This is a genomic window from Bifidobacterium sp. SO4 (genome assembly GCF_018555355.1).
Lineage (GTDB): Bacteria > Actinomycetota > Actinomycetes > Actinomycetales > Bifidobacteriaceae > Bifidobacterium > Bifidobacterium miconisargentati.
Genome location: NZ_JAFEJP010000002.1, coordinates 88,051 through 114,556, shown reverse-complemented (window position 1 = coordinate 114,556; position 26,506 = coordinate 88,051). Strand labels below are relative to the sequence as shown.

Here is a 26,506-nt window from a genome sequence, read left to right as displayed (position 1 = left end):
CGACTACTTGGTGGCCTTCTTCTTTCCGGCGACCGTACGCTTCGGGCCCTTGCGGGTGCGGGCGTTGGTCTTGGTGCGCTGACCACGCACGGGAAGTCCCTTACGGTGACGCTGGCCTTGGTAGCAGTTGATCTGAATCTTGCGACGAATGTCCGCATCGATTTCACGACGCAGGTCACCCTCGATCTTGTAGTTGGCCTCGAGGTAGTCACGCAGCGTAATCAGCTGCTCGTCGGTGAGATCCTTGACGCGGATGTCCGGGTTGATACCGGTCGCGGCAAGCGTTTCCTTGGCACGAGTGCGACCCACACCGAAAATGTAGGTGAGGGCGATCTCGATGCGCTTCTCATTGGGGATGTCGACTCCGGCAAGACGTGCCATTGCGATTCCTTCTTGTTTCCGTAGGTCTTGCACCCACTCGCCCGGTTTCCCGGCACGGGCCTACGTACCCGTGGTTCAGTGTCGTTCCCTGACGGGAAGCACTGTGAGGGAGTGCCTGTTTACTTAATGCCGCTGGAGAATCTGCTCTCAGCCCTGACGCTGCTTGTGGCGGGGGTTGGTGCAGATCACCATGACGCGGCCGTGACGACGGATCACGCGGCAGTTTTCGCAGATCCTCTTCACGCTAGGGCTGACCTTCATGGTTATCCTTTTCTGTGTACCTTTACTTATAACGGTACGTAATACGTCCGCGGTTCAGGTCGTAGGGGCTCATCTCGAGCACGACACGATCCTGCGGAAGGATGCGAATGTAGTTCTTACGCATCTTGCCGGAGATCGTGGCGAGCACGATGTGCTTGTTTTCGAGCTCTACGCGAAACATCGCGTTCGGCAGTGCTTCCACTACCTGACCTTCGACTTCAATCACACCGTCTTTTGCCATGCGCCTCAGTGTCCTATCCTTGGATGATTACTATGACGTGTACGAAGACACACCAACCTATAACTATATACGCAGATGCCCCTTTGCGGCACTCGGCGTGTCGCAAAGGGGCATCTGTTGGAAAATATGCTATCCGGCCGGGCTGTTCGGCCGATCAGCCAACCGACCGGCAACCGGCAAAATCGGCAATCAGCCGAGCTCGGCGATGATCTTCTTGCTGATCTCGTCGATCTCGCCGACGCCGTTGACGGCGACTAGCAGGCCACGGGACTTGTAGGTGTCCAGCAGCGGGGCGGTCTCCTTCTCGTAGGTCTCCAGGCGCTTGGCGATGGCCTCCGGCGTGTCGTCGGCGCGGCCCTGCTCGGCGGCGCGCTTCTTCATACGCTCCAGCAGCACATCGCGGCCGGCCTCGAGGGCCACCACGTGGTCGAGCTTGGTGCCCAGCTCGGCGAGCATCTCGTCGAGGGCCTCGACCTGGGAGGCGTTGCGCGGGTAGCCGTCGAGGATCCAGCCGTTGGCGCAGTCCTCCTTGGCCAGACGGTCCTTGACGATCTTGTTGGTCAGGGAGTCCGGGACCAGCTCGCCCTTGTCCGTGTAGCTCATGGCCTCAAGACCCAGCTCGGTCTTGTTCTTGATGTTGTAGCGGAAGATGTCGCCGGTGGAGATGGTCGGGATGCCGTAGTGCTCGGCGAGCAGCGCGGCCTGGGTGCCCTTGCCCACGCCCTGGGGGCCCATGATCAGCAGACGCATGATGGTGTTCCTTTCGTACTTACTACTTGGCTCCCCTTGTCAGGGGAGCTGGCTCGCGTAGCGAGACTGAGGGGTAGTCCTTGGGCTCTGCATTCAGGCCTGTGGACTACCCCTCGGTCAGCTGTCGCTGACAGCTCCCCTGGCAAGGGGAGCCGAGGTAAAAGGTTTACTTGCCTTCCTTGTGGTCCACGTTCTCGAGCAGGAAGCCGGTGTACTGGAACTGCTCGGTCTGGGCCTTGGCCTGGCGCAGGGTGTCGAGGCCCACGCCGGCGATGATCAGGATGGTGGTGCCGCCGAACGGCAGCTGGGTGTTGAGGCCGAGCGCCATGATGAGCACGGTCGGGATCAGGGCCACGAACAGCAGGTAGACCGCACCGACAGTGTTGAGTCGGTTCATGACGTAGGTCAGGTAGCGGGAGGTGGCGCTGCCGGCGCGGATGCCGGGGATGAAGCCGCCGTACTGCTTCATGTTGTCCGCGGTCTCGTCCGGGTTGAACGTGATCGAGGTGTAGAAGAAGCAGAAGAACACGATCATCAGCGCGTACAGCGCGATGTACCACACGGAGGTGGTGTTCGCCAGGTTGGAGTTGATCCACTTGACCCAGGACTGGTCGGACTTGCCGAACTGGGCGATCAGGGTCGGGATGGCCAGGATCGAGGAGGCGAAGATCGGCGGGATAACGCCGGACATGTTGATCTTGAGCGGCAGGTAGGTGGAGGAGCCGCCGTACATCTTGCGGCCGATCATGCGGCGGGTGTACTGCACCGGCACGCGGCGCTGGCACAGCTCGACGAAGTCGACGAAGATGAGGATGACCACGAGCACGGAGACGACGATGCCGAACTTGGCCCAATCGCCATCGGTGCCGTTGGTGCCCCAGCCGATCTCCCACAGCTGCGGCAGGAAGCCGGAGCAGATGGACATGAAGATCAAGATGGACATGCCCTGGCCGATGCCCTTGTCGGTGATGAGCTCGGCCATCCACATGATCAGGCCGGTGCCGCCGGTCATGATGAGGACCATGACCACGAGGTTCCACACGGAGCCGTCCGGGATGACCTGGTCGCACTGGTAGTTGAACAGGGCGCCGGAGCGGGCGGTGACGAGGATGGTGGTGGACTGGAGCACGGCCAGACCGATGGTCAGGTAACGGGTGTACTGGGTGAGCTTGGCCTCACCGGACTGGCCTTCCTTGTGCAGGGCCTCGAAGCGCGGGATGACCACGCGCAGCAGCTGCACCACGATGGAGGCGGTGATGTACGGCATGACGCCCAGCGCGAAGATGGACAGCTGGAGCATGGCGCCGCCGGAGAAGAGGTTCACCAGTCCGATGAAGTTCTCGGACGCGGTCTGCATCTTGCCCATGCACTCCTGAACGACCGAGTACTTGACGCCCGGGGTCGGGATGAACGAGCCGATACGGTAGACGATGATGATGAACAGGACGAAGAGAATCTTCTTCCTCAGCTCTTTGGTCTTCAGGGCCTGGATTAGTGTCCTCACCTGGGTTTCCTCCCTATGACGCCCCCTCGGGCGTGCGAAATTACACAAACTATCAAACGAGCATAGTCTAACGGGCCTACTTAGGCCACCATATGTCTCGTGGATGTTTGCTGGATGGTATCTCTGTCATGCTGAACGAGGTGAGGCAGCTGCGGATGCGCGGGCGAGTCGCCGGTGCTCCACTGCGCTCAGAATGACCGCCTTTTATGCGTAGTGGCCCCCGTCCACCGATTGGCGGGCGGGGGCCACTATCAGGCTATTGTGCCCCTAAGGACGCTCAGTCCTCGGAGACGGAGCCGCCAGCGGCTTCGATCTTGGCCTTGGCGGAAGCCGAAGCCTTCACGCCCTTGAGCGTGAACGCCACGGTGGTCTCGCCTTCGCCCAGGACCTTCACCGGGGCGTTGTTGCGCACAACACCCTTGGCGACCAGGTCGGCCGCGGTGATCTCGCCGCCCTGAGGGAAGACCTCAGCGAGCTTGGCGATATTGACCACCTGGAACTCGACCTTGAACGGGTTCTTGAAGCCACGCAGCTTCGGCAGGCGCATGTACAGCGGCAGCTGGCCACCTTCGAAGCCCGGACGAACGTGGTAACGCTTCGTCTGGCCCTTGGCGCCACGGCCGGCGGTCTTGCCCTTGGAGCCTTCACCGCGGCCAACGCGAATGCGATCGCGGTTGGCGCCCGGGGCGGGCTTCAGGTCATGCATCTGCAGGATCTCGTTATCTGCCATAATCAGTCAACCTCCTCGACGGTGACCAGGTGACGCACGGCGTTCACCAGACCACGGTTGGCCGGGGTGTCCGGACGGACGACGGTCTTGCCGATCTTGTTCAGGCCGAGGGTCTTGACGGTGGCGCGCTGAGCCGGGGTACGGTTCACGATGCCGTGGTGCAGGGTAATCTTCAGGTTCTTAGCCATGGGAATCACTCACCATCCTTCTCGTCAGCAGCGGCCTTGGCGGCAGCCTCTTCACGAGCCTTGCGGGCCTCGGCGATGCCTTCGGCGCGAGCACGCAGCAGAGCGTCGGGAGCGACCTCGTTGAGGGCCAGACCACGACGGGCGGCGATCTCCTCGGGCTCCTCAAGCTGCTTGAGGGCGTCGACGGTAGCGCGCACTACGTTGACGGCGGTGGCGGAGCCCATCGACTTGGACAGGACGTCGGTGATGCCCGCGCACTCCATGACGGCGCGCACGGAACCGCCGGCGATTACACCGGTACCGGGAGCGGCCGGACGCAGCAGGACAGTGCCGGCGGCGTCGTGACCCTGAACCGGGTGGGTGATGGTGCCCTTGACGCGCGGCACAGTGAACATGTGCTTCTTGGCGTCAAGCTGGCCCTTGGCGATGGCGGCCGGGACCTCACGGGACTTGCCGTAGCCGACACCAACGGTGCCGTTGCCGTCGCCGACCACAACCAGGGCAGCGAAGCTGAAGGTACGGCCACCCTTGTGGGTCTTGGACACGCGGTTGATGGTCACCACGCGATCGAGCAGCTCGTCGCCGTGGTTCTCCTCACGACGGTTGCGACGCTCGCCGCGACGGCCTTCGCCGCGCTGGCCACGACGACCCTTGCGGCCCTCGTTGTTGGATTCGGTCGCCACAGTGTTCTGAGTCTCTTCAGCCACTTGGGTTTCCTTCGTTTCGTTGTCGCTCACAGTGCAAGACCTCCCTCGCGGGCGCCTTCAGCAACGGCTGCGACGCGACCGGTGTACTTGTTGCCACCGCGGTCGAAGACGACCTCGGTGATGCCGGCGGCCTTGGCCTTCTCGGCGATCAGCTCGCCGACCTTCTTGGCAGCCTCGACCTTGGTGCCCTCAAAGCCGGCGAAGTCGGCCTGCAGGGTGGAGGCGGACACGAGGGTCATGCCCTTGGTGTCGTCGACCACCTGGGCAACCATGTGGCGGTTGGAGCGGGTGACCACCAGGCGCGGACGCTCGGGGGTACCGGAGATACGCTTGCGGATACGTGCGTGACGGCGCTTGAGGGCGACCTTCTTGCCTTTTCCGAGAATCTTGACGCTCATATCACTTACCAGCCTTTCCAGCCTTGCGCAGGATGTGCTCGTCAGCGTACTTGATGCCCTTGCCCTTGTAGGGTTCCGGAGCACGCAGCTTGCGGATGTTGGCGGCGACCTGACCCACGGTCTGCTTGTCGGTGCCCTTGACGATCACGGTGTTCGGGTTCGGAACCTCGAAGGTGATGCCGGCAGGCGGGTTGACGGTGATGGTGTGGGAGTAGCCGAGGAAGAACTCGATGCCCTGGCCCTTGGCGACGGCGCGGTAACCGGTGCCGACGATCTGGAGGGTCTTGGAGTAGCCATCGTGCACGCCCTTGACCATACCGGCCATGATGGAGCGGGCCAGACCGTGCTTGGCACGGGTCGGACGCAGGTCGTCGGCCGGGGTAACGATGATCTCGTTGCCCTCGACGGCGGCGGTGATGCCTTCCGGCAGGGTGTAGGAGTCAGAGCCCTTGGCGCCCTTGGCGGAGAAGGACTGACCCTCGATCGTGACTTCCACGCCAGCAGGGATGGCGATGGGGAGCTTACCAATATGCGATGCCATGTTTCAGCTCTCCTTTCTCACCACACGAAGGCGACAATCTCGCCGCCAATGCCTCGGTCGAGGCATTCCTTCTGAGTCAGCAGTCCCGAGGAGGTCGAGATGATGGCGATACCCAGGCCACCGAGCGGCATCGGCAGGGAGTCGGACTTGGCGTAGCGACGCAGGCCCGGCTTGGAGATGCGCTTGATGCCCTGAATGGAACGCTCACCGTTCGGACCGTACTTGAGGGTGACCTCAAGAGTCTGGCCGACCTTGGCTTCCTTGGCGGTGAAGTCCTTGATGTAGCCTTCACGCTTCAGGATCTCGGCGATGTTCGCCTTGAACTTGGAGTACGGCATATCCACGGTTTCGTGCTTAGCCGCGCTCGCGTTACGCAGACGAGTCAGCATGTCTGCGATCGGATCTGTCATTGTCATTTGGGCTTGTTGCCCTTTCTCGCTATGGTTTCCGCCGCCCTCACGCTTCACTTGTGGAAGCGATCGGGCCGCGGACCTTCAGCGTCGATGTTTACCAACTGGACTTCGTAACGCCGGGCAGCTCGCCGCGGTGAGCCTTCTCACGAAGGCAGATGCGGCACAGGCCGAACTTGCGGTAGACGGAGTGGGGACGACCACAAACCTGGCAGCGCGTGTAGGCGCGAACCTTGAACTTCGGCTTGCCGGCCGCCTTGTTCTTCAGAGCGGTTTTTGCCATATCAGTTCTCCTTGAAGGGGAAGCCGAGGTGCTTGAGCAGCGCGTAGGCTTCCTTGTCGTCCTTGGTGGAGGTCACCACAGTGATGTCCATACCGCGCACGTGATCGATCGAATCGGGATCGATCTCGTGGAACATGGACTGCTCGGTGAGACCAAAGTTGTAGTTGCCCTGGCCATCGAACTGGTGGCCGTTGATGCCGCGGAAGTCGCGGATACGGGGCAGCGCCAGGGTCAGCAGACGATCCAGGAACTCCCACATGCGGTCGCCACGCAGGGTGACGTACGCACCGATGGCCTGGCCCTCACGCAGGTGGAACTGAGCGACGGACTTCTTGGCCTTGGTGATCTTCGGCTTCTGACCGGTGATCACGGTGAGGTCCTTGACGGCGCCTTCGATGAGCTTGGAGTCGCGAGCGGCGGCACCGACACCCATGGAGACGACGACCTTCTGCACACGAGCGACCTGCATCGGGTTGGAGTACTTGAACTCCTTCTCCAGCTCAGGAATGATCTGCTCGTTGTACTTGACCTTCAAGCGCGGGGTGGCCGGCGCTTCGACGACGGTAGTATCGGTCATGCCAGCTCCTTTCCGGACTTCTTGGCGACGCGCACGCGCACGGTCTTCACCTTGCCGTCACGCGCCTCTTCCTTGATGGTGACGCCCACGCGGGTCGGCTGCTTGGTCTCCGGGTCGATGACCATCACGTTGGAGCGATGGATCGGAGCCTCGACGGAGACGATGCCAGCCTGCTGGCCCTGCTGCGTGGCGCGCACGTGCTTCTTGACGATCTGCACGCCTTCGACGATCAGTCGGTCGTTCGGCAGCACCTGCTTGACGGTGCCTTCCTTGCCGCGGTCCTTGCCGCGGATGACCTTCACCAGGTCGCCGCTCTTGATCTTGGCTACCATGTCAGATCACCTCCGGGGCGAGGGACACGATCTTCATGAACTTGTGCTCACGCAGTTCACGACCAACCGGTCCGAAGATACGAGTGCCCTTCGGTTCACGGCCGGAGCCGAGAATGACGGCGGCGTTCTCGTCGAACTTGATGTAGGAACCGTCCGCACGACGGGATTCCTTGACAGTACGGACGACGACGGCCTTGACCACATCGCCCTTCTTGACCGACCCGCCAGGGATCGCATCCTTGACGGAGGCGACGATCACGTCGCCGATGCCGGCATAGCGTCGCTTCGATCCGCCGAGCACGCGGATGGCGAGGAGTTCCTTCGCACCCGTGTTGTCGGCGACATGAAGCCGCGTTTCCTGCTGAATCATTGATTCTCCTTAGCCGAGCTGGTTCTCCCCGCACACCGGGCGCGGTCGGATAAACGCACAGAACATCTATCTAACCGCGCCCGGTGGACGGCGAGCCTTGCCGAACTTGTTTTTACTTGGCGCGCTCGATGATGGACTCGAGACGCCAGCGCTTGGTCTTGCTCAGAGGACGAGTCTCCATGATACTCACGAGGTCGCCAACGTGGGCTTCGTTGTGTTCATCATGGGCCTTGACCTTCTTGGTGGTACGCACAACCTTGCCGTACAGCGGGTGGGTCGCGCGCTTCTCGAGCTCGACGGTGATCGTCTTGTCCATGGCTTCGGACACGACGTAGCCGCGGCGAACCTTACGGAAGTTACGCTCTTCAGCCATAATCACTTCTCCTTGGATTCGGTAGCGGCCGGCTCCTGGCTGATGCCAAGCTCGCGCTCGCGCAGCACGGTGTACATGCGGGCGATATCGTGCTTGACGGCCTTGAGACGGGCAGTGTTATCGAGCTGACCGGTGGCGGACTGGAAGCGCAGGTTGAACAGCTCTTCCTTGGACTTCTTCAGGAAGCCCTCGATCTCCTCGTTGGTCTTCTCGTTGAGATTCTTGATGGAGTACTCAGCGGTACCGACTGCCATCAGATATCACCACCTTCACGTGCGATAATGCGGCACTTCATCGGGAGCTTGTCGATGGCGCGGCGCAGGGCCTCGCGAGCGACATCCTCGGACACGCCACCGATCTCGAACATCACACGACCGGGACGGATGTTGGCGACCCAGAACTCCGGGGCACCCTTACCGGAACCCATTCGGGCGCCGAGGGCGTGCTTGGTCAGCGGACGATCCGGGAAGACCGTGATCCACACGCGGCCACCACGCTTGATGTAGCGGGTCATGGCGATACGGGCGGCTTCGATCTGACGGTTGGTCACGTAGGCCGGGGCGAGGGACTGGATGGCGAAATCACCGAAGTTGATCTCGTTGCCGCCCTTGGACATGCCAGAACGCACGGGGCGGTGCTGCTTGCGGTACTTAGTCCTCTTGGGGATAAGCATTCTTGCTCACTCCTTCGTCTCTGCAGCTTCGGCAGCGGGAGCCTCGGCCTTCGGGGCCTCGGCAGCCTGCGGGGCGGCAGAACGGTTGCCACGGCGCGGACGGCGATCGCCGCGACGGCCCGGGCGGTTGTTGTTCTGCTGAGCCTGCTGCTCTTCGAACTCGGATTCGGTCATGTCGCCCTTGTAGATCCAGACCTTGACGCCGATGCGGCCGTACGTGGTCTTGGCCTCAAAGAAACCGTAATCGATGAGGGCGCGGAGGGTCTGCAGCGGAACGCGGCCCTCACGGTAGAACTCGGAACGGCTCATTTCCGCACCGCCGAGGCGGCCGGAGAGCTTGATGCGGATACCCTTAGCACCGGCGCGCATGGCGTCCTGCTGGGCCTTGCGCATGGCGCGACGGAAGGTGACGCGGTTGGTCAGCTGCTCGGCGATGCCCTGAGCGACGAGCTGGGCGTCCAGCGCGGCGTTCTTGACCTCGAAGATGTTGAGCTGAACCTGCTTGCCGGTCATCTTCTCCAGCTTGGCGCGGACCTTCTCGGCCTCGGCGCCACGGCGACCGATCACGATGCCCGGACGGGCGGTGTGGATGTCGACGCGGACGCGGTCACGGGTGCGCTCGATCACGATCTTGCTCACGCCGGCGCGCTCGAGGTCCTTGTTCATCTCCTTGCGGATCTGATCGTCCTCAAGCACGAAGTCGCGGTAGCGTTCGCCGGCCTTGTTGGAGTCGGAGAACCACTTGGAGCGGTGGTTCTCGGTGATGCCCAGACGGTAGCCAAACGGATTGATCTTCTGACCCATCTTTAGCGGGCTCCTTCCTTGTTAGCCACGACGACCGTGATGTGGGAGGTGCGCTTGTTGATGCGAGCGGCACGGCCCTGGGCACGAGCGCGGAAGCGCTTGAGGGTCACGCCTTCGTCAACGAAGGTCTCCTTGATGTACAGGTCGTTCTCGCGGAACGGCTCGCCGGCCTTGTCGGCCTTCACGCGGGCGTTGGCGATGGCGCTCTCCAGGGTCTTGCGGACCGGCAGGGCCGCGGCCTGAGGGGCGAACTTCAAAATGGTGACGGCTTCGGTCGCCTTCTTGCCGCGGATGAGGTCGACCATGCGGCGAGCCTTGCGCGGCGTCACGCGGACGTGACGAGCGATTGCTTTAGCTTCCATGTTCTTTTCCTTATCCTTTAGCGGCGGGCCTTCTTGTCGTCCTTCACGTGACCCTTGAAGGTCTTCGTGGGGGCGAACTCACCCAGCTTGTGACCAACCATGGCCTCGGTGACGAACACCGGGACATGCTTGCGACCATCGTGAACGGCGAAGGTGTGTCCGATGAAGTCAGGGGTGATCATCGAACGACGGGACCACGTCTTGATGACGTTCTTGGTGCCCTTCTCGTTCTGCTCGTCGACTTTCTTCTGCAAGTGGGCGTCGACGAAGGGGCCCTTCTTGATGCTACGAGTCATCTTCTCGATACTCCCTTACTTGCGGTTCTTGCCGGACGGACGGCGACGAACAATCATCTTGTTCGAAGCCTTCTTCGGACGACGAGTACGAACCTCGCCCTTGCCCCACGGAGAGACCGGCGGCTTACCACCGCGGGTACGACCGCCGTGCGGGTGGTCGACCGGGTTCATGGACTCACCACGGGTGATCGGACGGTGGCCGATCCAGCGGGCGCGGCCAGCCTTGCCGAGCTGGATGTTGGCGTGGTCCTCGTTGCCGACCTCGCCGATGGTGGCGCGGCAGCGCGCATCGACGTTGCGGATTTCGCCGGACGGCATACGCAGCTGGGCGTAGGCGCCATCCTTGGCGACGAGCTGGACGGCGGCACCGGCGGAGCGGGCGATCTTGGCGCCGCCGAGCGGGCGGAGCTCGATCGCGTGGACCACGGTACCGGTCGGGATGTTGGCCAGCGGCAGGTTGTTGCCCGGCTTGATATCGGCCTGGGCACCGGTCTCGATGACGTCACCCTGCTTGATGCCCTTCGGCGCGATGATGTAGCGCTTCTCGCCATCAGCGAAGTGCAGGAGGGCGATGCGGGCGGAACGGTTCGGATCGTACTCGATCTCGGCAACCTTGGCGGGCACGCCGTCCTTGTCCCAACGCTTGAAGTCGATGAGACGGTACTGGCGCTTGTGGCCGCCACCGCGGTGACGGGAGGTGATACGGCCGTAGGAGTTACGACCGCCGGTCTTGGAGTTCTTGCGAACCAGCGACTTCTCAGGCGTGGAGCGCGTCAGCTCGGAGAAATCCGAGACAGAAGCGTTGCGGCGGCCTGCGGTCGTCGGCTTGTAAACGCGGATAGCCATAATGTAGTTCTTCCTTTAACTTTTCTCGGCTAGCCTTCAGTTGCCGAAGATGTCGATCGTCTGGCCCTCGGCGACGGTCACGATCGCGCGCTTCTGGGAAGCACGGTAGCCGAAACCGGTGCGGGTGCGCTGCTTCTTGCCAGCGCGGTTGAGGGTGTTGACGTTCGTCACCTTGACCTTGAAGATCTCTTCGATTGCCTGCTTGATCTGGACCTTGTTGGCGTCCTTAGCAACCACGAAGGTGTACTGGCCACGGTCGGAAGCGGCGTAGCTCTTCTCGGAGACGACGGGCTTCAGGATCACGTCGTGAGCGGGCTTGTGGATAGCGACCATCTAAATCAGGCCTCCTTCGGCTCGGTCTTGGCAGCCACGAAAGCCTCGAAGGCTTCCTTGGTGAAGACCACGTACTGCGCGGTGACCACGTCGTACGTGTTGAGCTGATCGACGAAAATCGGGTGAACGTTCGGCAGGTTGCGCACGGAGAGCCACTCGTTGATGTTGTCGCGAGTGAAGACAATCGTGGCGAACTTGTCGGCGGTGATCGGGTTCAGCGCGGCGAGAGCGGCCTTGGTGGACGGGGTATCGGTGATACCGAAGTCCACAACGGCGATGCGACCGGCGTTGGCGCGATCGGACAGGACGTAGCGCAGGGCCGCGGCCTTCATCTTCTTGGGGGTGCGCTGGGCGTAGCTACGCGGCACCGGGCCGTGGATGACGCCACCGTGGACCCACTGCGGAGCGCGGGTCGAGCCCTGACGAGCGCGACCGGTGCCCTTCTGCTTCCACGGCTTCTTGCCGCCGCCGGAGACCTTGGACTGGTTCTTGACGGCGTGGGTGCCCTGACGGGCAGCCGCGAGCTGGGCGATGACGACCTGGTGGACCAGCGGCACGTGAGCCTGGATATCCTCGTTGGAGATACCGAAGAGCTCAGCGGGGGCTTCGATGGTACCGGTGGCCTGGCCCTTGGCGTCGGTGACGTTCAGAGTAACGTTTGCCATGGTTTATCAGGCTCCCTTCACAGCCGAGCGGACGAGAACGATGCCGCCCTTGGGGCCGGGGACGGCACCCTTGATGGCGATGATGCCGTTCTCGACATCAGCGGAGACGACGGTCAGGTTCTGCACGGTGGAGGTCACATGACCCATGCGGCCAGCCATGCGCTTGCCCTTGAGAATACGGCTCGGAGTGGCGCATGCGCCCACGGAGCCAGGACGGCGCTCGTTCTTGTGAGAGCCGTGGGAACGACGGTAGGACTTGAAGCCCCAGCGCTTGATGGTGCCGGCGAAGCCCTTACCCTTGGTGGTGCCGGTCACATCGACCTCGGCACCTTCCTCGAAGAGGTCGGCGGCCAGTTCCTGGCCAGCCTCGAACTCCTCGACGTTGTCGGTGCGCACCTCGACGAGGTGGCGACGCGGGGTGACACCGGCCTTGGCGAAGTGGCCAGCCAGCGGCTTGGTCACCTTGGTCGGGTCGATGGCGCCGTAGCCGAGCTGCACGGCCTTGTAGCCGTCGGTCTCCTCGGTCTTGACGGCGGTCACCACGTTGGTGGACACGTCGACGAGCGTGACGGGCACGAAGAAGCCGTTCTCATCCCACACCTGGGACATGCCGAGCTTCTTGCCCAGCAGAGCCTTGCGATTAGACATAATGCTTCCTCCTCCCTTACAGCTTGATCTCGATGTTGACGTCCGCAGGCAGATCGATGTGCATCAGAGAGTCCACGGCCTTGGGGGTCGGGTCCACGATGTCGATGAGACGCTTGTGAGTGCGCATCTCGAAGTGCTCGCGAGAATCCTTGTACTTGTGAGGAGAACGAATAACAACAAAGACGTTCTTCTCGGTCGGCAGCGGAACGGGGCCAACAACAGTTGCGCCCGCGTTCGTCACCGTTTCGACGATCTTCTTCGCCGATTGGTCGATGACCTCGTGGTCATAGGACTTAAGCCTGATGCGGATTTTCTGTCCCGCCATTGCCGTCCGCCCTTTCTAGCGATGTTCGTTGTACTGTTTACCAACCTGCTTCTAGGGCACCGGCGCGTAATGCCCTCCATTGGACATGAGTCCTCTGGCGGTCATCCACATCAGTGCGCAGTCTCCGGCATCCGCTCCCTTCGAAGCGCTCCGGCCTGCGCTCGCTTTTTTAATTCCAATTTGCGAGCCCAAATCAGGCAACTTGTTTATCTAAGCATTCGGGCGGGACTAAACGGCGGCCTGAGGAACTCGGGCGTGTCGCCGCCGATCGGTTCGTGGCGAAAGTCACGTCCGGAGCGGGAGGACGGGGATTGTGCGGGCCGGGCTATTAACGTGACTGGCGTGACGCAATCGTTGGCCAAGAACATCCGTCCCATCACCGAGCACGGCGCGAACGTGCTGTACCAGCACGGCACGCTGGCATTGCTGGTGCCGGGCCTGCTGGAGGGTACCACCACCATCGGCGAGCTGCTCAGACACGGCGACACCGGCATCGGCACCGGCGAGGGACTGGACGGCGAGCTCATCATCTTGGACGGCATCGCCTACAAGATCGGACAGTCCGGCGTGGCCGAACGGGTGCCGAACGACTTCACCATGCCGTTCGCCAATTCGCATCGCGCGGCCTACCAATATCAATGCGAGCGCACGGATATCGGCCTCGAGGAGCTTAACAAGCGCATCGTGGAGGCCAACGGCCGCGCCAACAGCTTCTTCTCCGTGATCGTGCACGGCACGTTCAGCTTCATGAAGACCCGTGCCGTCATCAAACAGCAGGCGCCTTACCCCACGTTGCTTGAGGTTGCCGACCGGCAGGCCATCTTCCTGCGCCACGACGTGACCGGTACCATGCTGGGCTATTTCTCCCCCGTGATGTTCCACGGTGCGGCCGTGGCCGGGTTCCACGAGCATTTTCTCTCAGACGATCACACCTTCGGCGGCCATGTGCTCGACGCGGTGCTCGGCCACGGCAAGATCTACAGCCAGGTGTTCGACACGCTGGTCACGCATCTGCCGGTGGACGACCCGGAATATCGCAACCACGACTTCAGCCGGGACAACATCGCCGAGGCCATCACCAGTGCCGAGGGGGACACCGCTCATTAAAGATGCATGTACGTGCCTTATACGTATATATAGGTATAGGCAACACAATCCATTACTAGTGCCATGGTCTGCCTCCTCCGCCTCCCCTCTTGCACATGTGACAAGCCACGGCTTCGCACTGCCGCACGGATTTGCCTAGGTTCCCCTGTCGTGCACGGTTCGGGCCTGATACCTTGGGAACCATGAGCGAACAGCCCTCCACCTTGCAGCGGCGGCCATCATCATCCGCAGCACACCCGTCGTCACGCCGAAAAACCACCATCCGTGACTGGATTCCGGATCAGCCCGGCGCATGGGCGATGGCGCTCCTGCCGGCGCTGGCCGGCATGATCGCAGGTGGCACGAACGCGATCACCGTCTGGCTGTTCGCCGCATGGGTGTTGTGTTATTGCGTGCAATTCACCGTAGCGCGTTGGCTCAAGTCACGATTCGCCCGCCGGTACGCGCCGCCGGTTGCCGTATATACGGTATTGCTTGCCGCGGCCGGGCTTCCATTCGTGATCTTCCACCCGGCGGTCCTGTGGTGGGCGCCGTTATACGCCACGCTGGCCGCGCTGTCGTTCGTCGCCGCATGGCTGCGCCGAGAACGGACGCTCTGGGGCAATTCGGTCGCGATCCTCGCCGCCTGCACCATGGCAATGGTTGTCGGCTCATTCGGCACCTATGCGGCAGACGCGAAGTATCCGGCGCTTGCCAACGGCGGTCTGCCTGCCGCCATCGTCTTTCTGCTCACCCAGTTCGGGTCGGTGCTGTTCGTGAAGACGATGATTCGGGAACGCGGCAATAGAGGATATCTCTGGGCCTCGTGGATTTGGCATGGCACGCTGCTGGTCGCGGCATTCGGCCTGTGGGGGCTGCTGGGATTCAGACGATTGTTCGTGATGCCAGCGATTGTCTGCCTGTGGCTGCTGGCCAGGGCGATTGCCATGCCACTGATTGCCCGGCAACGCAACATCAAACCGATTGCGGTGGGATTGGTCGAGATGGCGTCGAGCCTGGCCGTTTTCGCGGCCGTACTGATGACATTCTGAAGCCCTCAAAAAAGGAAGGCCCTGTTAAACCAAGATTCGCACAATTCCGTCGGACTACCCCTCAGTCGGCTTCGTCGACAGCTCCCCTGACAAGGGGAGCCGAGAATGGGAACATGTCAATCTTGGTTTAACAGAGCTAAAAGGAAGCCCGTCCGGGAGTGGACGGGCTTCCTTTATATATGCGATATACGCATCCGGCTAGCGGCCGGAATCAGGCGATCAGACGCGCTCGGAGGCTTCCTCGGTGGCGGCCTCGCCTTCACGCTCGACGCGCAGCTTGTGGCCTTCCGCCTGGGAGACGCCGTAGTAGGCGGCCACGGCGATGTCCTTCATGTCGTTGATCAGCGGGATGCGCGGGTTGGCCGGGGTGCACTGGTCCTCGTAGGCGCGCATGCCGATCTGGTCGAGCACGCTCCAGAAGTAGTCCTCGTCCACGCCGCAATCCTGGAAGCTCTTGTTCATGCCGAGCTTGTTGTCGCGGTAGTCCTCCACGGCCTTCGCCAGGTTCTCGACGGCCTCGGCCGGGGTCTTGCCGGTGTCGATGCCGAGGTTGCGGGCGATGTCCTGGTAGCGCTCCGGGGCGATGTACTTGTTGTACTTCGGCCAGGAGGTGGGCTCCTCCGGGATCTGGCCGTTGTAGCGGATCACGTACGGCAGCAGGATGGAGTTGGTGCGGCCGTGGGCGATGTGGCACAGGGCACCGATGGTGTGGGCCATGCCGTGGCACATACCGAGGAACGCGGAGCCGAAGGCCATGCCGGCCATGGTGGCGGCGTTGTGCATCTTCTCCTGGGCGTCGGTCTTGGCCAGGCCGGGCTCGCCGTTGACGGACTCAGCCAGGTTGTCCCAGATGAGCTTGGCGGCGTGCAGGGCCATGCCGTCCGTGAAGTCGTTGGCGTACACGGACACGTAGGCCTCGAAGGAGTGAGTCAGGGCGTCGAAGCCGGCGTCGGAGGCCAGCTTGCGCGGCTGGGTGCGGGCCAGCACCGGATCCACGATGGCCACGGACGGGGTCAGCGCGTAGTCGGTGATCGGGTACTTGTAGCCGGTCTTGTGATCGGTGATCACGGCGAACGGCGTAACCTCGGAACCGGTGCCGGAGGAGGTCGGGATGCACACGAGCTTGGCCTTCTTGCCCAGCGGCGGGATCTTGAAGGCGCGCTTGCGGATATCGAAGAACTTCTCGCGCACGTCGGAGAAGGCGATTTCCGGGTGCTCGTAAAGCAGCCACATGATCTTCGCGGCGTCCATCGGGGAACCACCGCCGACGGCGATGATGGTGTCCGGCTCGAACTCCTCGCGCATCATCTCGGCGCCCTTCTCGACGGTCTCGACGGAGGGCTCCGGCTCGACGTAGTCGATGATGCGGAAGGTCACGCGGTTGGCGCGGGCGCGCAGCTGGTCGATGATCTTGTCGACGATGCCGAGCTGCTCCATGACCTTGTCGCACACGATGACGGCCTTCTCGATGCCGTACATGTCGCGCAGGTACTTGACGGCGTTCGGCTCGAAGTAGGTCTTGGCCGGGATCTTGAACCACTGCATGTTGTTGTTCCTCCGAGCGATGCGCTTGATGTTGACGAGGTTCACGGCCTGCACGTTGCCGGACACCGAGTTGCCGCCATAGGAGCCGCAGCCCAGGGTCAGGGACGGGGCGATGGCGTTGTAGATGTCGCCGATGCCGCCGAGGGAGGAAGGCTGGTTCCAGATGATGCGGCAGGCGTGCATGCGGACGCCGTACTCACGCACGAGCTCCTGGTTGTTGGTGTGGATGGCGGCGGTGTGGCCGGCGCCGAGCTTGAGCATCTTCTCGCACATCTCGAAGGCCTGCTCCTTGGAGTCGGCCTTGAGCACGGCCTGCACCGGGGCGAGCTTCTCGTGGGTCAGCGGCTCGTCGTCGGAGACTTCCTTGCACTCGGCGGCGATGATGGTGGCGTCGGCCGGGATCTCGAAGCCGGCGGCCTTGGCGATGAACTGCGGGGACTTGCCCGGCACCACGGAGTTCAGCTTCGGCATCTGGCCGCTTCCGGCGGTGCAGCCGAACATGTACTGCTCGAGCTTGGCCTTCTCCTCGGCGTTGACGAAGTACGCCTTGCGGGCCTTGAGCTCCTTGATGAGCGGGGCGTAGACGTCCTTGTGGGCGATGATGGCCTGCTCGGTGGCGCAGATCATGCCGTAATCGAAGTGCTTGGAGAGCACCAGGTCGTTGGCGGCGCGCACGATGTCCACGTCGGAGTCGATGTAGGCCGGGGCGTTGCCGGCACCCACGCCGAGGGCGGGCTTGCCGGAGGAGTAGGCGGCCTTGACCATGCCCGGACCACCGGTGGCGAGGATGGTGGCGATGCCCGGGTGCTTCATCAGGGCGCCGGTGGCCTCGATGGACGGGTGCTCGATCCACTGGATGCAGTTGGCCGGGGCGCCGGCCTCGATGGCGGCGTCACGCACGATGCGGGCGGCCTCGACGGAGCACTTCTGGGCGCCCGGGTGGAAGCCGAAGATGATCGGGCAGCGGGTCTTCAGGGCGATGAGCGACTTGAAGATGGCGGTGGAGGTCGGGTTGGTGACCGGGGTGACGCCGGCGACCACGCCGACCGGCTCGGCCACTTCGTCGATGCCCATGACGTCGTCCTCGCGGATGATGCCGACGGTCTTCTGGCCTGCGAGGTAGTTGGTCACGTGCTCGCAGGCGAAGATGTTCTTGGTGGCCTTGTCTTCCACGAGGCCACGTCCGGTCTCGTCGACGGCCATCTTGGCCAGGACCAGGTGCTTGTTCAGCGCGGCGATGGACGCCTTGGCGACGATGCGGTCGACCTGCTTCTGGTCGAGGTTCTCGAACTCATCCAGAGCCTTGAGGCCCTTGGCGACCAGGGCGTCGACCTCGGCCTGGGCTGCGGCCTGCTTCTCTTCGGGGGTCGGCTTGACGTCTTCGACCTTGTTCTTTGCTTCTGCCACTTGGGGTCCTCCTCGATCTTTCTTGGGGTATATGGCAAAGTTCCCTTGTGCAGCGGGCTGCCATGCGCCATCCGGATCCCGGCATGAGGTACCGGCCCGGGGCGATCGCAACCGTGCTGTCGTCACAACGCTGTGTGACCTGAGTCACAATATACAGAAGGCCCCACGGCGCTGCATGCGCACAAAAACGACGGCGTTTCATGTTTGATTATGAACTGTTTTTGTAAGATTCTGTGCGAAATAGCTTAAAAAGAGCGTCAATCTCGGTATTTTTGATACTTTTTGTGCGATTTTTTACGTTCCGCACAGCAATGCCCCACCATCTCCCACACAACTTTATAAAAGTTGTTTTCTAAAAGTTTCCCCATCTTGCCTTTTTTTGGAAAACGTGTTTAGATAAGTGCCAGCAATCACTGTAATTCCAACGCCTGAGCGTTCGCAATCCTCGCGTCCCGGACCAATGGAGGTCGTCATGAAGCCGCTGCAGCCCAATCAGGTCAAGGCGCACAATCGCAGCGCCATCATCCGCTACCTCTATGCACACCGGCACGTGACCAAGCAGGAGCTCGAACGCGAACTCGGACTGAGCCTGCCCACCATCTCGCAGAACCTGCGCGAGCTGCAGGCCGACCACATCGCCGGCAAAGGAGACCTGCGGGATTCCACCGGCGGACGCAAGGCCCAAGGCTATGAGTTCAACCCCGACCATCGCACGGCCATCGGCGTGAGCATGGACCCCCACGAACTGCGCCTGTGCGCGGTGAACCTGTACGGCGGCGCGGTGGCCCGGCTGAACACGCCCATCCCCTACCGCAACACCAACGTCTACTACCAGCGCATCGGCGGCATCATCAACAACTTCGCGGCCGACGTGGAGCGCAAGCACGGGCCCGTCCTGGGCGTCGCCTTCTCGATCCGCGGCATCATCGCGCCGGACGGCTCGCAGGTGACGTTCGGCCCGGTCCAGGGCAACACCGGTCTCACCCTCGACACGCTCACCCAATCGGTGCATCTGCCCGCGCTGATGATCCACGACTCCGACGCCTCGGCCATGGCCGAACTGTGGTTCGACGCCACCCTGCGCGATGCGGTGTGCGTATACCTCGACCGACGGCCGGGCGGCGCCGTGATCATCGACGGCAAGCTGCATCAGGGACCGAACCAGTGCAACGGGGCCATCGAGCACATGGTGCTGGTGACGGGCGGCAGGGAATGCTACTGCGGACAGCACGGCTGCATGGACGCCTACTGCTCGCTGGAAACGCTGCCCGAGGACTACGAAAGCATCCCCGGCTTCTTCAGCGTGCTCGAGCAAGGCGAGCGGCATCATCGCGAACGCATGGACGAATGGCTTGATTACGTGGCTCAGGCCATCGTGAACGCGCGTTCGGTCATCGCCGGTGACGTCATCATCGGCGGCGAGGCGGCCCCGATGCTGGAGGACGACGAAATCGAGGACCTCAGGAACCGCATCGTCAGCCGCAGTCCGTTCGGCACGGACCATTTCACGCTGCGCAGGAGCTACTGCGCCGAAGACCAGGACATCATCGGCGCCGCGCTGCGTTTCTCGCAGCGCTACCTGGACGAAATCCGCGGACTGACGCACGGGATGTGACCGGCGGGCCGCGACAGGCCGCGACAGGCCCGGCCGAATGCGCCCCACCGCGGGCTCAGGGGCCACGTCTACAATGGGTGTATGAGAAATCCACCGTTGCATCGTTACGCTACTCGCCCAGGTTTGTATTTCACCGATGACGGTGGTGCGGACGTCGTGGTCCGCTCGGAGACCGCCGGTCAGGTATGGCTGTGCGTGCTGGAATCCATCGACCAGCCCAGCGCCTTCTTCCAGGACTCCATCCGTCTGTTCTCCGATCCGGGAACCTCGTTCATCCAGCAGATCCACGAATTCCCGGTCTGCACGCGCATCATCGAGCATCTCTACCTGCGCGAGACGCTGTTCCGCATGGATGGCCCCAACTATGGCCTGTGGTACGTACACCTGCCCAAGGCGTGGGACGGCATGCGCTACGGCTACCGCGTGGACGGTGCCTGGGATCCCAAGCACGGCGTGCGGTTCAACCCATACAAGTTCCTGCTCGACCCGTACGGCAAGGGCGTGGAAGGTGCCATGGAGCTCGATCCGGCCGCCTTCTCCTACGCCTGCGAGGTCAAGGACCGCAAGGTGATCGGTTCGGCGTACGGTGAGATGAGCACGGTCGATTCGCTTGGCCATGTGCCGGTGTCCGTGGCCATCGACGACCGCGACATCCACAAGCATGAGGGCGACCCGGATCATCCGCATGTGCCGTGGCGCAAGACCGTGATCTACGAGATGCACGTCAAGGGATTCACCGCCAACGCGCCCTGGCTGCCCGAGGAGCTGCGCGGCACGTACGCCGGCCTCGCGCACCCCATCACGCTGGCCTACCTACAGAATCTGGGCGTCACCTCCATCGAGCTGCTGCCCATCCAGGCCAAGCAGGACGAGCTGTTCCTGCAGGAGCACGGCCGCAAGAACTACTGGGGCTACTCCACCCTGAGCTACTTCTCCCCCGAACCCACGTACGCCACCAAGGCCGCGCAGGAGAAGGGCGCCACGGCCGTGCGCCAGGAGGTCATCGACATGGTCCGCGCCCTGCATGAGGCCGGCTTCGAGGTGATCATGGACGTGGTGTACAACCACACCTGCGAAGGCGGCGTGGAAGGTCCCACGATGTGCTGGCGCGGTCTGGACGACCTGGCCTACTACCGGCATCAGAAGTCCAATGCGGGCCGTCTGGAGGACACCACCGGCTGCGGCAACACGTTCGACTTCACCAACACGCACGTGGTCACGTTCGCGGTCGATTCGCTGCGGTACTGGGCCAAGCGCATCGGCATCGACGGCTTCCGCTTCGACCTTGGCGTGACGCTGGCCCGTCTCAACGGCGAGTTCACTCAGCATCACCCGTTCCTCTACGCCCTACGCTCCGACCTGCTGCTGGGCAACCTGAAGCTCATCATGGAGCCTTGGGATCTGGGCAATCTGGGCTGGCGCACCGGACAGTTCGGCATCCCGTTCGCCGAGTGGAACGACCGTTTCCGCGACACGGCCCGTACGTTCTGGCTGCAGGATGTGGACGGCAGCTCCGATTTCGGCCGCACGCAGATGCAGGAGATGGCCACCCGCCTGTGCGGTTCGGCCGACCTGTACGCCACCGATCCAGGGCGCGGCGCCACGGCGTCCATCAACTTCGTCACCTGCCACGACGGCTTCACACTCACCGATCTGACCCGGTACAACAGCAAGCACAACGAGGCCAACGGCGAGCACAACAACGACGGTTCGTCCGTGAACCATTCCGCCAATTTCGGCGTGGAGGGCGTGACCAAGGAACCGGAGATCATCGCCGCCCGTGAGCAGGCCGCCATGAACCTGACCGGCATGCTGCTGCTTTCGCTCGGCACGCCGATGATGCTGGCCGGCGACGAGTTCCGCAACACGCAGGACGGCAACAACAACGCCTACTGCCAGGACAACGACATCACCTGGATGAACTGGGACTGGCTGTATTCGCCGCACAAGACGCGCGAGATGCGCCGTCTGGAGACGGTCTCCCGGCTGGTCGCGCTGCGCAAATCGCTGGATCTGTACCATCACGAGGACTTCTTCACCCGTCTGACCCAGCTGGGACTGCTCAAGCCCTCGGACCGCGTGAAGTGGTTCCTGCCGAACGGTCAGGCGCCGATCGAGCGCGACTGGTTCGACCTGTCCACGCGCAGCTTCACGATGCGTCTGCTCTCCAACAGCGAGGTGGACGTGTGCATCGTGGTCAATGGCGTGGCCGAGGACCGACAGTTCCATCTGCCCGCGGACAGCAAGTGGATGCCAAAATGGTGCTCCGCGGAGGTCAACGGGCGTTGGCCGGGGCATGGCGGGCATGTGGAATCCGACGACGCGGCCGAGGACATCAGCGTGTGGATGCAGCATGTGCAGAACGCCAACGAGACCGTGCGCAGGCTGGCGGAACAGGCCCGTGAGGCCGCTGCGGCCGGTGACGGGACCAGCGGGGCGTCCGTGGCCTCCATGGGCCCTGTGGCGGGCGCCACGACGGCCACGGACGCCAACGACGCCGATAACGTACGTACCGCCGAATTCAGGACCGTGCGGGCTTCACGCACGGCAGCGAATGCCGCTTCGGCTTCCGGCGTGGCCACGGGTACCGACGCCGATACCGATTCGGTCCAAAACACTGAGGATACGCGACTGTTGCGGATGACCGCGGCTTTGGAAATGGTCGGCAGTGCGGCGGCAGCGGCTGTAAGCGACAGCGTCGAGCCGTTGTCGTCCGTCGATGACGACGCCGATGGTAACGGCGATCGTGCCGCCCGTACTGACAAGCCAGCACCGCTCGACGACAACGTCTGGACGATGCCCGCACTCAGCATCACCCTGATGAAGCAGATACAGCACGAATAAACGAGGCTCCCCTGGGTTGCTAAGTCCCTGTTTTGCCTCGCTGGCACGTCGTCAGAGCGGCAGAACAGGGACTTTATCGTCAGAGAGCCGCGGTAGCGCTGCCTCAACGCGGCAATACGGGGGCCATGTCGCCGCCACACCGCGGGACGTGCCCTTCAGCGAGGCGAAACGGTTCGTACATACCTGAGCCGCCTCGCTAGGGCCCAAGTCATCACGGCATGTGATGGGTCAGCTCCCCGGATTACCCCGCCAGGCGATTCCTGTGGTTCCACTGCCGACAATCACATACGAATACGGAAAGCCCCTCCGCGGAACGAATCCACGAAGGGGCTTTCTGTGCTCGGAATTGCAGTAATAAGCGAAATTAACGCTTGGAGAACTGCGGGGCGCGACGGGCCTTGTGCAGACCAGCCTTCTTGCGCTCCACGACGCGAGCGTCGCGGGTCAGGAAGCCAGCCTTCTTCAGGGCGGCGCGGTTGGCATCACGATCGATGGCGTTCAGAGCGCGGGCAACGCCGAGGCGGATAGCGCCGGCCTGGCCGGTGGTGCCGCCGCCGTCAACGAGGACGATAGCGTCGAACTTGCCTTCGAGCTTGAGCAGAACAATCGGAGAGTTGACCTCACGCTGCAGCAGCTTGGAGGGGAAGTACTCCTCCAGGGTGCGGCCGTTGATGGTCCACTTGCCGTCACCCGGAACCAGACGGACACGGGCGACAGCCTCCTTGCGGCGACCGGTGCCGTAGCCCGGCTCGATCGCGGAGGTGCCGGTGCCAGCGCCAGCGTTGGTCTCGGTGGTGTAGTTGGTGAGCTCCTCTTCGGTCTCGACAACCTGGGAGTCGTTGGTGTTTTCAGCCATGATTCTTATCTCCTCTCAGGTTTCACTTGGCCTGCTGCGAGACCTGGGCGATCTCGAAGACCTGGGGCTTCTGCGGGGTGTGCGGGTGCTCGGCGCCGCGGAAGACACGCAGACGGTCGAGCTGCACCTTGGCCAGACGGTTCTTCGGCAGCATGCCCTTGACAGCGTTCTTGATGATGCGCTCGGGGTTCTTCTCGAGCAGCTCGGCGTAGGAGTCACGACGCAAACCACCGGGACGACCGGAGTGCGAGTAGAGTTCCTTGCCCATCTTGTTGCCAGTCAGAGCAATCTTGTCGGCATTGATGATGATCACGTGGTTGCCGGAATCGGCGTGCGGAGCGTAGGTCGGCTTGTTCTTGCCGCGCAGCAGGATTGCAGCCTGGGTGGCGAGACGGCCGAGCACCACGTCGGTGGCGTCGATGACATACCAGTCATGAGTCAGATCAGCTGGCTTCGGAGTGAAAGTTTTCACTGGATTACCTTTTCTATTCATTGTGTTCCGGGTTTTCGGCTGCTTGATGTGTGCTTGGTCAGAGCGCGCGTTCAAGAAGCGTCGAACCTCTTTATCCGTGGGCTCCCTGAAAGTCCTCGGTGGCGAGTGGGAAAGCGCTTTGAAGGACCCCTTAGGGAAACACAACAATCCACTAGTATATCGCCGGGCTTGACATCGGGCAATGCGGCGTGGTGAAGCAAAAAGCCCTGCTAGGCCGGATTGACATGACCCGAGGGACTACCCCTCAGCCGGCTCCGCCGCCAGCTCCCCTGACAAGGGGAGCCGAGAAAGAAGGCGGCGGCGATCTCGGTCTAACAGAGCTCTATTTCAGCTGTTGAAGATTTCGGCGAAGCGCTGGGCGCCGGGGGTGTCGAAGAGCACTTCGAGCGGCACCACGTTGCCCTTGGCGTTGGCCAGCGGCACACGCCAGTTCGGATACTCGTTGTTGGTGCCGGGCTGGTTCTGGGCACGCTTCTCCCCCACCGCGTCGGTGATGGAGGCGGCCAGCAGCTTGCACGGCGAGCCCTTGAGCGCACGGTAGAGCGCATCGATGATGTCCGCCTCGTGCTCCTCACGGTGCTCGGCGAAGTCGGCGTCGAGGTAGCCCTGCTCCACCAGCATGGTGAGCATGGCGTCCTGCTCGGCCTTGGCGGACTTCTCGAACTCCTCGGACGGGCCGGTCAGCAGGCCCAGACGCTCGCGGATCTTGACGTGCTCGTACTCCAGATATCCGGCGGCCGGCGGCAGGTCGTGCGTGTTGACCGAGGCGAGGGCGTACGGACGCCACTTGGACGGGGCGCGGAACACGCCGTCGCGCTGCTCGAACCATTCCACGGCGCAGCCGAGGATGCCGTGGCTGGACAGGGAGTCGGCCACGTACTCGGGCACCACGCCCAGATCCTCGCCGACCACCACGCCGTTCGTGCGGGAGGCCTCAAGAGCCAGGATGCCGAGCATGATGTCGGAATCGTAGTAGACGTATGCGCCGTCCGTGGCGGGACGGTTCTCCGGGATCCACCACAGGCGGAACAGGCCCAGGATGTGGTCGATGCGCACGGCACCGGCGCGGGCGAACATGCCATGCACCATATTGCGATAGGTGGTGTAGCCGGTCTCCTCCAGGTCGATCGGGCTCAGCGGCGGCTGGCTCCAGTTCTGGCCCTGCTGGTTGAACATGTCCGGCGGGGCGCCCACCGTGGCCCCCTTGGCGAAGCGTTCCGGATGCCACCAGACGTCGGCGCCGAGCGGGTGCACGCCCACGGCCATGTCGTTCATGATGCCGATCTGCATGCCGACGTCCTTGGCGGCCTGCTGGGCCGCGGAGAGCTGCTCGGAGGCGATCCATTCGAGCCAGCGGTAGAAGTCGAGCGTGTCCGGGAACTGGTTCTTGAGTGCGGCGACCTCGGGGGATTCACGGTTGAACTTGCGCTCCCAGTTGTCCGCGTCGGCGGTGGGGGCACCCCACTTGTCGTAGCACAGGCACCAGGTGGCGTACGCCTCCAGATCGGAGCCGCAGGCCTTCTTGAACTCCTCGAATGCGGCCTGGCGCTCGGCGGAGCGGCCGGCCTTGAAGATGATCCACAAGGCGTGCATCTTGCTGCGCCACATGGCGTCGCGGTCGATGAGCTGGGAGTCGCCGTTGAGCGCCTCGGCGTCGGCGTGCAGACCGTCCACCTGGGCCTTGGCATCGGCCGCGAGCGCGGCGTATTCCGGCACCGATTCGGGGCGGATGTACGTGAAGTTCACCAGTCGGCGGCTGACGGGCAGGTACGGGGACGGGGTGAGCGGCGAGACGGGTTCGGCGGCGTGCACCGGGTTGATGAGCACGAAGTCCGCGCCGGTCTTCTTCTTGGCGTCCACGAGCATGGTCTTGAGATCCTCGTAGTCGCCCACGCCCCAGGAACCGGAGGAGCGGATCGAGTACAGCTGGGCCATCCAGCCCCACAGGCTGCCGCCCTTCATCGGGTCGAGCAGTTCCACATGGTCGGGGGCGCTGATCAGGGTGGCGTTCTGCATGCGGTTGCCCACGCGCACATGCAGCGTGTGGTATCCGACCGGCAGGTCGGCGGGGATGATGAGCGCGGCGGTGGAGACGAACGTGCCGTCGAGGTCGTAGGCCTGGGAACCGTCTCCCGGACCGACCTTGATGGTTCCCTCGTACGGTTCGCCGTTCTCCAGGGTAATGCTGGCGGACGGCACGTCGAGGATGCCGGTGTTGACGAAAATCTTGTCTTCCTTGCCAGCGATGTGGAGCACGGTGGGCGCCACCAGACGACCGTGACGACGGTTCAGGATGCGACGGATGGCGGTTTCCTGAGCGTTCTCGCTGCTGGCGTCGATGCCCAATGCCGCGAGCACGGCCACCAACACATCGTCGTCGATTTCGTGGTAGTCGTGGCTCATGCCTACGTAACTGGTGCCAATACCGACCAATTTGGCCAGCCGAATCAGCGGACGGGCCAATCGAACTTCATTCTCGGTGCGCTCACTCATAGCCCCAGTCTAACGCCGAAGCGACGCGCCACACCGTATTGAGGGCAAAGCAACGCGGTGGAATTCGGCATATTCCGGGCCTGACACCCCATATCGGTGTCCGAATGGCGAACGATT

General features: G+C 62.8%; 34 protein-coding genes. 4 read left to right on the top strand and 30 right to left on the bottom strand.

Going from position 1 to position 26,506, the window contains the following annotated elements; genetic code table 11:
- Nucleotides 1-3 precede the first annotated feature (3 nt).
- The 26 genes from rpsM to rpsJ form a co-directional block, all read right to left on the bottom strand.
- Nucleotides 4-381 (bottom strand): 30S ribosomal protein S13, encoded by a 378-nt coding sequence (rpsM, locus tag JS536_RS02010; RefSeq protein WP_014484255.1) that lies wholly within the window; start codon nucleotides 379-381, stop codon nucleotides 4-6.
- Between the two features lie 147 nt (nucleotides 382-528).
- Complete coding sequence (gene rpmJ, locus JS536_RS02005; RefSeq protein WP_003814578.1) at nucleotides 529-642, bottom strand: 50S ribosomal protein L36; 114 nt, start codon at nucleotides 640-642, stop codon at nucleotides 529-531.
- A gap of 22 nt (nucleotides 643-664) precedes the next feature.
- A complete protein-coding gene (gene infA, locus JS536_RS02000; RefSeq protein WP_003808114.1) occupies nucleotides 665-883 on the bottom strand; it encodes a translation initiation factor IF-1 in 219 nt (72 codons plus the stop codon).
- A 189-nt stretch (nucleotides 884-1,072) separates the two neighbouring features.
- The gene (locus JS536_RS01995; protein ID WP_214355568.1) at nucleotides 1,073-1,633 is read right to left on the bottom strand and encodes an adenylate kinase; all 561 of its coding nucleotides are present in this window, start codon (nucleotides 1,631-1,633) and stop codon (nucleotides 1,073-1,075) included.
- Between the two features lie 166 nt (nucleotides 1,634-1,799).
- Nucleotides 1,800-3,137: a preprotein translocase subunit SecY gene (secY, locus tag JS536_RS01990; protein WP_214355567.1), complete on the bottom strand. Its 1,338-nt coding sequence runs from the start codon at nucleotides 3,135-3,137 to the stop codon at nucleotides 1,800-1,802.
- A gap of 277 nt (nucleotides 3,138-3,414) precedes the next feature.
- The gene (rplO, locus tag JS536_RS01985; protein ID WP_109057472.1) at nucleotides 3,415-3,867 is read right to left on the bottom strand and encodes a 50S ribosomal protein L15; all 453 of its coding nucleotides are present in this window, start codon (nucleotides 3,865-3,867) and stop codon (nucleotides 3,415-3,417) included.
- Between the two features lie 2 nt (nucleotides 3,868-3,869).
- On the bottom strand, nucleotides 3,870-4,055 hold the full coding sequence (rpmD, locus tag JS536_RS01980) for a 50S ribosomal protein L30 (RefSeq protein WP_094666801.1): 186 nt from the start codon (nucleotides 4,053-4,055) through the stop codon (nucleotides 3,870-3,872).
- 5 nt (nucleotides 4,056-4,060) lie between these two features.
- Nucleotides 4,061-4,792, bottom strand: coding sequence for a 30S ribosomal protein S5 (rpsE, locus tag JS536_RS01975; protein ID WP_214355566.1), 732 nt, complete (start codon nucleotides 4,790-4,792; stop codon nucleotides 4,061-4,063).
- Nucleotides 4,789-5,160 carry a 50S ribosomal protein L18 gene (gene rplR / locus JS536_RS01970; protein WP_109057474.1) on the bottom strand — a complete coding sequence of 124 codons (372 nt, stop codon included), beginning with the start codon at nucleotides 5,158-5,160 and terminating at the stop codon, nucleotides 4,789-4,791. The genes rpsE and rplR overlap by 4 nt, the downstream gene beginning before the upstream one ends.
- Before the next feature lies 1 nt (nucleotide 5,161).
- Nucleotides 5,162-5,701, bottom strand: a complete 540-nt coding sequence (gene rplF, locus JS536_RS01965; RefSeq protein ID WP_214305096.1) for a 50S ribosomal protein L6 — start codon at nucleotides 5,699-5,701, stop codon at nucleotides 5,162-5,164.
- 17 nt (nucleotides 5,702-5,718) lie between these two features.
- Nucleotides 5,719-6,117 carry a 30S ribosomal protein S8 gene (rpsH, locus tag JS536_RS01960; RefSeq protein WP_003829896.1) on the bottom strand — a complete coding sequence of 133 codons (399 nt, stop codon included), beginning with the start codon at nucleotides 6,115-6,117 and terminating at the stop codon, nucleotides 5,719-5,721.
- 91 nt (nucleotides 6,118-6,208) lie between these two features.
- Nucleotides 6,209-6,394 (bottom strand): type Z 30S ribosomal protein S14, encoded by a 186-nt coding sequence (locus JS536_RS01955; RefSeq protein ID WP_003814530.1) that lies wholly within the window; start codon nucleotides 6,392-6,394, stop codon nucleotides 6,209-6,211.
- Between the two features lies 1 nt (nucleotide 6,395).
- A complete protein-coding gene (rplE, locus tag JS536_RS01950; RefSeq protein ID WP_109057476.1) occupies nucleotides 6,396-6,971 on the bottom strand; it encodes a 50S ribosomal protein L5 in 576 nt (191 codons plus the stop codon).
- Nucleotides 6,968-7,303 (bottom strand): 50S ribosomal protein L24, encoded by a 336-nt coding sequence (rplX, locus tag JS536_RS01945; RefSeq protein WP_094666734.1) that lies wholly within the window; start codon nucleotides 7,301-7,303, stop codon nucleotides 6,968-6,970. The genes rplE and rplX overlap by 4 nt, the downstream gene beginning before the upstream one ends.
- 1 nt (nucleotide 7,304) lies before the next feature.
- A complete protein-coding gene (rplN, locus tag JS536_RS01940) occupies nucleotides 7,305-7,673 on the bottom strand; it encodes a 50S ribosomal protein L14 (protein WP_003829893.1) in 369 nt (122 codons plus the stop codon).
- Nucleotides 7,674-7,785: 112 nt separating this feature from the next.
- Complete coding sequence (gene rpsQ / locus JS536_RS01935; RefSeq protein WP_094666732.1) at nucleotides 7,786-8,046, bottom strand: 30S ribosomal protein S17; 261 nt, start codon at nucleotides 8,044-8,046, stop codon at nucleotides 7,786-7,788.
- A gap of 2 nt (nucleotides 8,047-8,048) precedes the next feature.
- Nucleotides 8,049-8,300 (bottom strand): 50S ribosomal protein L29, encoded by a 252-nt coding sequence (rpmC, locus tag JS536_RS01930; RefSeq protein ID WP_109057477.1) that lies wholly within the window; start codon nucleotides 8,298-8,300, stop codon nucleotides 8,049-8,051.
- On the bottom strand, nucleotides 8,300-8,719 hold the full coding sequence (rplP, locus tag JS536_RS01925) for a 50S ribosomal protein L16 (protein ID WP_109057478.1): 420 nt from the start codon (nucleotides 8,717-8,719) through the stop codon (nucleotides 8,300-8,302). The genes rpmC and rplP overlap by 1 nt, the downstream gene beginning before the upstream one ends.
- 6 nt (nucleotides 8,720-8,725) lie before the next feature.
- Nucleotides 8,726-9,523, bottom strand: a complete 798-nt coding sequence (gene rpsC, locus JS536_RS01920; RefSeq protein ID WP_214355565.1) for a 30S ribosomal protein S3 — start codon at nucleotides 9,521-9,523, stop codon at nucleotides 8,726-8,728.
- Nucleotides 9,524-9,525: 2 nt separating this feature from the next.
- Nucleotides 9,526-9,885, bottom strand: a complete 360-nt coding sequence (gene rplV, locus JS536_RS01915; RefSeq protein WP_109057480.1) for a 50S ribosomal protein L22 — start codon at nucleotides 9,883-9,885, stop codon at nucleotides 9,526-9,528.
- Nucleotides 9,886-9,902: 17 nt separating this feature from the next.
- Nucleotides 9,903-10,181 carry a 30S ribosomal protein S19 gene (gene rpsS, locus JS536_RS01910; protein WP_003814508.1) on the bottom strand — a complete coding sequence of 93 codons (279 nt, stop codon included), beginning with the start codon at nucleotides 10,179-10,181 and terminating at the stop codon, nucleotides 9,903-9,905.
- Between the two features lie 15 nt (nucleotides 10,182-10,196).
- The gene (gene rplB / locus JS536_RS01905; RefSeq protein ID WP_109057481.1) at nucleotides 10,197-11,027 is read right to left on the bottom strand and encodes a 50S ribosomal protein L2; all 831 of its coding nucleotides are present in this window, start codon (nucleotides 11,025-11,027) and stop codon (nucleotides 10,197-10,199) included.
- A 36-nt stretch (nucleotides 11,028-11,063) separates the two neighbouring features.
- Nucleotides 11,064-11,360, bottom strand: a complete 297-nt coding sequence (gene rplW / locus JS536_RS01900) for a 50S ribosomal protein L23 (RefSeq protein WP_109057482.1) — start codon at nucleotides 11,358-11,360, stop codon at nucleotides 11,064-11,066.
- A gap of 5 nt (nucleotides 11,361-11,365) precedes the next feature.
- Nucleotides 11,366-12,025, bottom strand: a complete 660-nt coding sequence (gene rplD, locus JS536_RS01895) for a 50S ribosomal protein L4 (protein ID WP_109057483.1) — start codon at nucleotides 12,023-12,025, stop codon at nucleotides 11,366-11,368.
- Nucleotides 12,026-12,031: 6 nt separating this feature from the next.
- Nucleotides 12,032-12,673 carry a 50S ribosomal protein L3 gene (gene rplC / locus JS536_RS01890; protein ID WP_109057484.1) on the bottom strand — a complete coding sequence of 214 codons (642 nt, stop codon included), beginning with the start codon at nucleotides 12,671-12,673 and terminating at the stop codon, nucleotides 12,032-12,034.
- 16 nt (nucleotides 12,674-12,689) lie between these two features.
- A complete protein-coding gene (rpsJ, locus tag JS536_RS01885; RefSeq protein ID WP_003808013.1) occupies nucleotides 12,690-12,998 on the bottom strand; it encodes a 30S ribosomal protein S10 in 309 nt (102 codons plus the stop codon).
- 342 nt (nucleotides 12,999-13,340) lie between these two features.
- Between rpsJ and budA the strand changes: the two genes are divergently transcribed.
- Nucleotides 13,341-14,105 (top strand): acetolactate decarboxylase, encoded by a 765-nt coding sequence (gene budA, locus JS536_RS01880; RefSeq protein WP_214355564.1) that lies wholly within the window; start codon nucleotides 13,341-13,343, stop codon nucleotides 14,103-14,105.
- A gap of 182 nt (nucleotides 14,106-14,287) precedes the next feature.
- Complete coding sequence (locus JS536_RS01875) at nucleotides 14,288-15,136, top strand: YwiC-like family protein (RefSeq protein WP_214355563.1); 849 nt, start codon at nucleotides 14,288-14,290, stop codon at nucleotides 15,134-15,136.
- Nucleotides 15,137-15,355: 219 nt separating this feature from the next.
- Here JS536_RS01875 and adhE read toward each other — a convergent pair whose 3' ends face one another.
- Nucleotides 15,356-18,088 (bottom strand): bifunctional acetaldehyde-CoA/alcohol dehydrogenase, encoded by a 2,733-nt coding sequence (gene adhE / locus JS536_RS01870; RefSeq protein WP_214305095.1) that lies wholly within the window; start codon nucleotides 18,086-18,088, stop codon nucleotides 15,356-15,358.
- Between the two features lie 472 nt (nucleotides 18,089-18,560).
- Between adhE and JS536_RS01865 the strand changes: the two genes are divergently transcribed.
- Together JS536_RS01865 and glgX are read left to right on the top strand one after the other, a co-directional pair.
- Entirely contained in the window at nucleotides 18,561-19,703 is a 1,143-nt protein-coding gene (locus tag JS536_RS01865) for an ROK family transcriptional regulator (protein ID WP_214355562.1), read from the top strand.
- Nucleotides 19,704-19,784: 81 nt separating this feature from the next.
- Entirely contained in the window at nucleotides 19,785-22,547 is a 2,763-nt protein-coding gene (glgX, locus tag JS536_RS01860) for a glycogen debranching protein GlgX (RefSeq protein WP_214355561.1), read from the top strand.
- Nucleotides 22,548-22,911: 364 nt separating this feature from the next.
- On the opposite strand, the gene rpsI is transcribed toward glgX, so the two are convergent.
- The 3 genes from rpsI to malQ form a co-directional block, all read right to left on the bottom strand.
- Nucleotides 22,912-23,403, bottom strand: a complete 492-nt coding sequence (rpsI, locus tag JS536_RS01855; RefSeq protein WP_003829868.1) for a 30S ribosomal protein S9 — start codon at nucleotides 23,401-23,403, stop codon at nucleotides 22,912-22,914.
- Nucleotides 23,404-23,425: 22 nt separating this feature from the next.
- Complete coding sequence (gene rplM, locus JS536_RS01850; protein WP_029679968.1) at nucleotides 23,426-23,875, bottom strand: 50S ribosomal protein L13; 450 nt, start codon at nucleotides 23,873-23,875, stop codon at nucleotides 23,426-23,428.
- Between the two features lie 348 nt (nucleotides 23,876-24,223).
- Nucleotides 24,224-26,389: a 4-alpha-glucanotransferase gene (gene malQ / locus JS536_RS01845; protein ID WP_214355560.1), complete on the bottom strand. Its 2,166-nt coding sequence runs from the start codon at nucleotides 26,387-26,389 to the stop codon at nucleotides 24,224-24,226.
- Between the last annotated feature and the right edge of the window lie 117 nt (nucleotides 26,390-26,506).

What these genes read in the sequence shown, in the direction of transcription:
- rpsM (WP_014484255.1), bottom strand. Translation starts at nt 381, where the DNA reads ATGGCACGTCTTGCCGGAGTCGACATCCCCAATGAGAAGCGCATCGAG.
- rpmJ (WP_003814578.1), bottom strand. Translation starts at nt 642, where the DNA reads ATGAAGGTCAGCCCTAGCGTGAAGAGGATCTGCGAAAACTGCCGCGTG.
- infA (WP_003808114.1), bottom strand. Translation starts at nt 883, where the DNA reads ATGGCAAAAGACGGTGTGATTGAAGTCGAAGGTCAGGTAGTGGAAGCA.
- JS536_RS01995 (WP_214355568.1), bottom strand. Translation starts at nt 1,633, where the DNA reads ATGCGTCTGCTGATCATGGGCCCCCAGGGCGTGGGCAAGGGCACCCAG.
- rplO (WP_109057472.1), bottom strand. Translation starts at nt 3,867, where the DNA reads ATGGCAGATAACGAGATCCTGCAGATGCATGACCTGAAGCCCGCCCCG.
- rpmD (WP_094666801.1), bottom strand. Translation starts at nt 4,055, where the DNA reads ATGGCTAAGAACCTGAAGATTACCCTGCACCACGGCATCGTGAACCGT.
- rplR (WP_109057474.1), bottom strand. Translation starts at nt 5,160, where the DNA reads ATGAGCGTCAAGATTCTCGGAAAAGGCAAGAAGGTCGCCCTCAAGCGC.
- rplF (WP_214305096.1), bottom strand. Translation starts at nt 5,701, where the DNA reads ATGGCATCGCATATTGGTAAGCTCCCCATCGCCATCCCTGCTGGCGTG.
- rpsH (WP_003829896.1), bottom strand. Translation starts at nt 6,117, where the DNA reads ATGACAATGACAGATCCGATCGCAGACATGCTGACTCGTCTGCGTAAC.
- JS536_RS01955 (WP_003814530.1), bottom strand. Translation starts at nt 6,394, where the DNA reads ATGGCAAAAACCGCTCTGAAGAACAAGGCGGCCGGCAAGCCGAAGTTC.
- rplE (WP_109057476.1), bottom strand. Translation starts at nt 6,971, where the DNA reads ATGACCGATACTACCGTCGTCGAAGCGCCGGCCACCCCGCGCTTGAAG.
- rplX (WP_094666734.1), bottom strand. Translation starts at nt 7,303, where the DNA reads ATGGTAGCCAAGATCAAGAGCGGCGACCTGGTGAAGGTCATCCGCGGC.
- rplN (WP_003829893.1), bottom strand. Translation starts at nt 7,673, where the DNA reads ATGATTCAGCAGGAAACGCGGCTTCATGTCGCCGACAACACGGGTGCG.
- rpsQ (WP_094666732.1), bottom strand. Translation starts at nt 8,046, where the DNA reads ATGGCTGAAGAGCGTAACTTCCGTAAGGTTCGCCGCGGCTACGTCGTG.
- rpmC (WP_109057477.1), bottom strand. Translation starts at nt 8,300, where the DNA reads ATGGCAGTCGGTACCGCTGAGTACTCCATCAAGAATCTCAACGAGAAG.
- rplP (WP_109057478.1), bottom strand. Translation starts at nt 8,719, where the DNA reads ATGCTTATCCCCAAGAGGACTAAGTACCGCAAGCAGCACCGCCCCGTG.
- rpsC (WP_214355565.1), bottom strand. Translation starts at nt 9,523, where the DNA reads ATGGGTCAGAAGATCAATCCGTTTGGCTACCGTCTGGGCATCACCGAG.
- rplV (WP_109057480.1), bottom strand. Translation starts at nt 9,885, where the DNA reads ATGGAAGCTAAAGCAATCGCTCGTCACGTCCGCGTGACGCCGCGCAAG.
- rpsS (WP_003814508.1), bottom strand. Translation starts at nt 10,181, where the DNA reads ATGACTCGTAGCATCAAGAAGGGCCCCTTCGTCGACGCCCACTTGCAG.
- rplB (WP_109057481.1), bottom strand. Translation starts at nt 11,027, where the DNA reads ATGGCTATCCGCGTTTACAAGCCGACGACCGCAGGCCGCCGCAACGCT.
- rplW (WP_109057482.1), bottom strand. Translation starts at nt 11,360, where the DNA reads ATGGTCGCTATCCACAAGCCCGCTCACGACGTGATCCTGAAGCCCGTC.
- rplD (WP_109057483.1), bottom strand. Translation starts at nt 12,025, where the DNA reads ATGGCAAACGTTACTCTGAACGTCACCGACGCCAAGGGCCAGGCCACC.
- rplC (WP_109057484.1), bottom strand. Translation starts at nt 12,673, where the DNA reads ATGTCTAATCGCAAGGCTCTGCTGGGCAAGAAGCTCGGCATGTCCCAG.
- rpsJ (WP_003808013.1), bottom strand. Translation starts at nt 12,998, where the DNA reads ATGGCGGGACAGAAAATCCGCATCAGGCTTAAGTCCTATGACCACGAG.
- JS536_RS01875 (WP_214355563.1), top strand. Translation starts at nt 14,288, where the DNA reads ATGAGCGAACAGCCCTCCACCTTGCAGCGGCGGCCATCATCATCCGCA.
- JS536_RS01865 (WP_214355562.1), top strand. Translation starts at nt 18,561, where the DNA reads ATGAAGCCGCTGCAGCCCAATCAGGTCAAGGCGCACAATCGCAGCGCC.
- glgX (WP_214355561.1), top strand. Translation starts at nt 19,785, where the DNA reads ATGAGAAATCCACCGTTGCATCGTTACGCTACTCGCCCAGGTTTGTAT.
- rpsI (WP_003829868.1), bottom strand. Translation starts at nt 23,403, where the DNA reads ATGGCTGAAAACACCAACGACTCCCAGGTTGTCGAGACCGAAGAGGAG.
- malQ (WP_214355560.1), bottom strand. Translation starts at nt 26,389, where the DNA reads ATGAGTGAGCGCACCGAGAATGAAGTTCGATTGGCCCGTCCGCTGATT.